Origin of the sequence: Devosia sp. (genome assembly GCF_028290645.1) — a bacterium.
In the GTDB taxonomy this organism is placed as follows: Bacteria; Pseudomonadota; Alphaproteobacteria; order Rhizobiales; family Devosiaceae; genus Devosia_A.
Map to the genome: position 1 here is coordinate 1 of NZ_JAQGJL010000270.1, position 5,117 is coordinate 5,117.

The window sequence follows — 5,117 nt, forward strand, 5'->3', positions numbered from 1 at the left end:
CCTTTCTTTTTGAATGGAGACGGCTATGGACAAGATTCCGATGACACCAAGCGGTCACACGGCCCTGTCTGAGGAATATCGCCGCCGTACCGCCGAGGACCGGCCTTCGATCATTGCCGCCATTTCGGAAGCGCGCGCCCATGGCGACCTGTCCGAAAACGCCGAATACCATGCGGCCAAGGAGCAGCAGAGCCTCAACGAGGGCCGCATCAAGGAACTCGAGGCGTTGCTGGCGCTCGCCGAAATCATCGACATCAGCAAGCTCTCCGGCGCCACCATCATGTTCGGCGCCACGGTGAAGCTCGTCGATGAGGAAACCGAAGCCGAGAAATCCTACCAGATCGTCGGCGACGCCGAGGCGGACCTGAGCAAGGGCCGCATCTCGATCTCCTCGCCGGTGGCCCGCGCCATGATCGGCAAGGGCGTCGGCGATTCCGTCGAGGTCGCTGCCCCGGGCGGCTCGAAGAGCTACGAAATCCTCGACGTGAAGTTCATCTAGGCCGGGCGCCGCGATTCGCGGCGCCGCGAACGGCTGGCGCGCCTTGCCGAAGCCACGCCTGTTCGGTGCACCGGGAATGGTTTTGCGGCGTTTGGCGTTATCGCGCCGTGACTTTTCGGTGAGTCCCTGCGCTGCATCGTCTCAGCCCTGCCGGTACGGCCTTGAAACGGTACGGGCAAAGCCCCTATTTTGCTTGGACTTATGTCTCAGCGTATCGGGAGCGTCGCGTGCACGCCAAAGTCGTCATCATTGGATCGGGTCCTGCCGGCTATACGGCGGCGATCTATGCGGCGCGCGCAATGCTCGAGCCGGTGATGATCGCCGGCCTGCAGCCGGGCGGCCAGCTCACCATAACCACCGATGTCGAGAACTATCCCGGCTTCGCCGACGTGATCCAGGGCCCCTGGCTCATGGAGCAGATGAAGGCCCAGGCCGAGCATGTCGGCACGAGGATGATCAATGACATCATCGTCGAGGTCGATTTCGATCGACGTCCCTTCGTCCTCATCGGCGACGGCGGCACGCGCTACACCGCCGACTCGGTGATCATTGCCACCGGCGCCCAAGCGCGCTGGCTCGGCCTCGAGTCCGAGGAGAAGTTCCAGGGCTTTGGCGTCTCCGCCTGTGCCACCTGCGACGGCTTCTTCTACCGCGGCAAGGAAGTGGTTGTGGTCGGCGGCGGCAATACCGCCGTGGAGGAGGCGCTGTTCCTCACCAACTTCGCGAGCAAGGTAACCGTCATCCATCGCCGCGGCGAGTTCCGCGCCGAGCGCATCCTGCAGGAGCGCCTGTTCAAGAACCCCAAGATCGAGGTGATCTGGAACGCCGAGATCGACGAAGTGTTCGGCGACAACATGCCCCGCTCGGTCAGGGGCGTGAAAATACGCGATACTGTCACCGGCCATGTCACTGAGAAGACCGTGGACGGCGTCTTTGTCGCCATTGGCCATTCCCCCGCGACCTCGATCTTCTCGGGCAAGCTCGACATGAAGCCGGGCGGCTACCTCGAAGTCGTGCCGGGCGGCACGGCCACGAACATCCCCGGCGTCTTTGCTGCGGGCGATGTCACCGATGACGTCTACCGCCAGGCGGTGACCGCCGCCGGCATGGGCTGCATGGCGGCACTCGATGCCGAGCAATATCTCGCTTCGATCCAGCTCGCCGAAGCGGCGGAATAGCAGATGCTGGATTGGGACAAGCTCCGCATCTTCCATACCGCCGCTGAATCCGGGTCTTTCACCCACGCCGCCGAAAAGCTCAATATGAGCCAGTCCGCCGTATCGCGGCAGATTTCGGCGCTGGAGGAGGATCTCGGCCTCAAGCTGTTCATCCGCCATGCCCGCGGGCTGGTGCTCACGGAGGTGGGCGAGCAGCTCTTCCGCACGGCGCACCGCATGCACTGGGAACTGCAGCAGGTCGAGACGCAGATGTCCGAGAGCCAGGAGGTGCCTACAGGGCCCCTCCTCGTCACCACCACGGTGGGTATCGGCTCGACCTGGCTGTCCTCGCGCATCCACGAGTTCCTGATCCTGTATCCGGAAATCCAGATCGAGATTAAGCTCAACGATGCCGAACTCGATCTCGCCATGCGCGAGGCCGACGTCGCCATCCGGTTGCATCGGCCCAACCAGTCCGAGATGATCCAGCGCAAGCTGTTCACCGTGCATAACCACTTCTACGCCTCGGCGGGTTACGTCGAGGAATACGGCGAGCCGCAGGTCGTCGAGGATCTCGACAGTCACCGTGTCATCTCGTTCGGCGAGCCGGTCCCGTCCTATCTCGGCGACATCAACTATCTCGAGCGCCTCGGCCGCCCCGACTCCTCGCCGCGCCGGGCCGCCATGAAGGTCAACGCCATCTACGGCATGATGCAGGCTGCCCGCGCCGGCATCGGCATCGCCATGCTGCCCGACTACGTCACCGAGAACGAGAGCAACCTCGTCCGCGTCCTCGCCGGCATCGAACTGCCCGCCTACGAGGCCTACTTCGTCTATCCCCCGGCGCTGAAGAACTCCAAGCGCGTCGGCGTCTTCCGCGACTTCCTCGTCGGCAAGGCCCGTGAGTGGTCGTTCTAGACGATCACGACGAACCTCCCCTCGATGCTTCTCCGCACCTAGCCCGGAACCAAAGCCGCCTCATCAGGTTGAGATCACGACGGCGCTCACGCGTCGAAAACCAACACCGGAGGATAAGATGGCTGAACAAAAAACGCTCGACGACCTGTTCCTCGATACGCTCAAGGACATCTATTACGCCGAAAAGCAGATCGTGAAGACGCTGCCCAAAATGGCCAAGGCGGCACAGACGCCTGAGCTGAAGGCTGGTTTCGAGCAGCACCTCGCTGAAACCGAAGGCCATGTCGATCGCCTCGAGCAGGTGTTCGATATCATCGGCAAGCCGGCCCGCGGCAAGACCTGCGAGGCCATTCTCGGGATTATCGAGGAAGGCAAGTCCATCATGGACGAGTTCAAGGGCACGCAGGCCCTCGACGCCGGCCTCGTCTCCGCCGCCCAGGCTGTCGAACACTACGAGATCGCACGCTACGGCACGCTGAAGACGTGGGCTCAGCAGCTCGGCCTCAACGACGCGGTCAACCTGCTCGACGCGACGCTCAAGGAAGAGGTCGCGACCGACAAGAAGCTGACCCAGGTCGCCGAGAGCAACAGCAACCGCATGGCGGCGTAGTCGCCATCATCGAGGGGCGGTCCGCCGCCCCTCGCATCGCTCCGTTCATCGGCAATTCACCCCGCCCCCGCTAGAAGCGTCCCATTATCCCAGGGGGCATATCATGCATCGCTTCGCCGCTCTCGCCGCTCTGTCGCTGGCGCTGCTTTCGTCGTCCCCTTCGTTCGCCCAGATGATCACCATCAGCCCCGAACAGGTCGGCGGGGTGTTCTGCATCGCCCGGCTCGGCAACGACATGGCGCCGGTCGAGGGGCTGCTCACCGCCGAGCTGAAGTCGGCGATCGCCGATGCCGAGGCGAAGAACGACGCCATCCAGAAGGCTGAGCCCGGCGACAAGCCACCGCTCGGCGACGGCATTCCGTGGCAAGATGCTCCGGACTATGCAGCAGAGTGCAACGTCGGGGGTGTCACCCTGAACGAAGACAAGGCCTCCGTGGCTATCGCCTACGGCTTCCCCGACTACCCCGACGCAAACTTCACCGACTCCCTGGAACTGAAGCTCGTCGACGATGCCTCCATCGGCGCCCCTGTCTGGCGCATCGACAATGTCTCCTACGCCAGCACAGGCGATCTCCAGACGGCCCTCGTCTCCGCCTTCGCGAACTGAGTCGCCCCATTTTTCTTGACGCCGCACGCTCCAAGGCGCATTTCGGCATAGTTCCGGACGGTTGCGAACGGAACTTCATCAAGGACTAAAAATGAACTCCGAAAGTCGAAGTCGATCTTCGATCTTGCCGGCGCTGTAGGCTCCCGGGCCGGCGCGCCGGTGCGGCCATCTACTGGAGCCCCTCATGCTGCGTGCCTATATCCGCCAAGGCGATCGCCTAAGCCCCACCGATTTCGATCCCACCTCGGGTACCCAACTGGCCGGTGCCGTCTGGTACAGCCTGACCGACCCGACGCCCGAGGAAGACAAGTTCGTCGAATCCTGCCTCGGCATAGACATCCCCACACGCCGCGAGATGCAGGACATCGAGCCCTCGGCCCGCCTCTACAGCGAGAACGACGCCGAGTTCATGACCATCACCGCCCTGATCGACGCCGAAACCGATCAGCCGGTGAAGACGCCCATCACCTTCGTGCTGCGCAACGACCAGCTGGTCACGGTGCGCTACGCCGATCCCAAGCCGTTCCGCCTCTACGAACGCCTCGTGTCCCGCCCCACGCCCGGCGACATCGGCGGCGAGCGCGTGATGATCGGGCTGCTCGAATCGTTCATCGACCGCCTCGCGCAGCTCCTCGAGAACACCGGCGACGGCATCGACCAGATTTCGCGCGAGGTGTTCGGCAACAAGGCAACCAAGCCGACCCGCAAGACCCGCGACCTGCAGTCGCTCATCCAGCGCATCGGCAAGAAGGGCGACGTCCTTACCCTCGCCCGTGAAAGCCTGGTCTCGATCAACCGTCTCGTCAGCTTCCACCAGAACTCGGGCTCGGAAGACCAGAAAACTGCCCGGGAACGTCGCCAGGAGCTCAAGGTGCTGCAGCGCGACGCCACCGCGCTCAGCGATCACGCGGCTTTCCTTTCGGACAAGATCACCTTCCTGCTCGACGCCACGCTTGGGCTTATCAGTCTTGAGCAGAACCAGATCATCAAGATCTTCTCGGTGGCCGCCGTGGTGTTCCTGCCACCCACCCTCGTCGCCTCGGTCTACGGCATGAACTTTCACATTATGCCGGAACTGGACTGGGCCTTCGGCTATCCATTTGCGCTGGGGCTCATGGTAGCGTCGGCGGTTGTCCCCTACCTGTTCTTCAAGCGAAGCGGCTGGCTGTAGCGCCACCGATTCAGTGTGGCCTGCAATGACAAAAAACTGTCACATCAGGGCCTTACGTGCCGCAATTGCATTGCATGCGACACCGTAGCACACCGGTGAAAAGGCAATAGACGAGTAAACACATCGAGTTAGCAGTCATGCGCAGGACGCATGGC

The 5,117-nt window shown here is 62.9% G+C and carries 6 protein-coding genes; all 6 read left to right on the plus strand.

The genetic code is table 11. The features are described from left to right. Window positions 1-25 precede the first annotated feature (25 nt). The 6 genes from greA to JWQ89_RS14635 all read left to right on the plus strand — a co-directional run bounded on the left by greA (window position 26) and on the right by JWQ89_RS14635 (window position 4,962). Entirely contained in the window at window positions 26-499 is a 474-nt protein-coding gene (greA, locus tag JWQ89_RS14610; protein ID WP_299642172.1) for a transcription elongation factor GreA, read from the plus strand. 227 nt (window positions 500-726) lie between these two features. Then, a complete protein-coding gene (gene trxB, locus JWQ89_RS14615; protein ID WP_299642174.1) occupies window positions 727-1,677 on the plus strand; it encodes a thioredoxin-disulfide reductase in 951 nt (316 codons plus the stop codon). 3 nt (window positions 1,678-1,680) lie between these two features. Beyond that, window positions 1,681-2,574 carry a LysR family transcriptional regulator gene (locus JWQ89_RS14620; protein WP_299642176.1) on the plus strand — a complete coding sequence of 298 codons (894 nt, stop codon included), beginning with the start codon at window positions 1,681-1,683 and terminating at the stop codon, window positions 2,572-2,574. 118 nt (window positions 2,575-2,692) lie between these two features. Further along, window positions 2,693-3,184, plus strand: a complete 492-nt coding sequence (locus tag JWQ89_RS14625) for a ferritin-like domain-containing protein (RefSeq protein ID WP_299642177.1) — start codon at window positions 2,693-2,695, stop codon at window positions 3,182-3,184. Between the two features lie 103 nt (window positions 3,185-3,287). Continuing rightward, on the plus strand, window positions 3,288-3,791 hold the full coding sequence (locus JWQ89_RS14630) for a hypothetical protein (protein WP_299642179.1): 504 nt from the start codon (window positions 3,288-3,290) through the stop codon (window positions 3,789-3,791). A 184-nt stretch (window positions 3,792-3,975) separates the two neighbouring features. Further along, entirely contained in the window at window positions 3,976-4,962 is a 987-nt protein-coding gene (locus JWQ89_RS14635; protein ID WP_299642180.1) for a magnesium transporter CorA family protein, read from the plus strand. The last annotated feature ends 155 nt before the right edge of the window (window positions 4,963-5,117 follow it).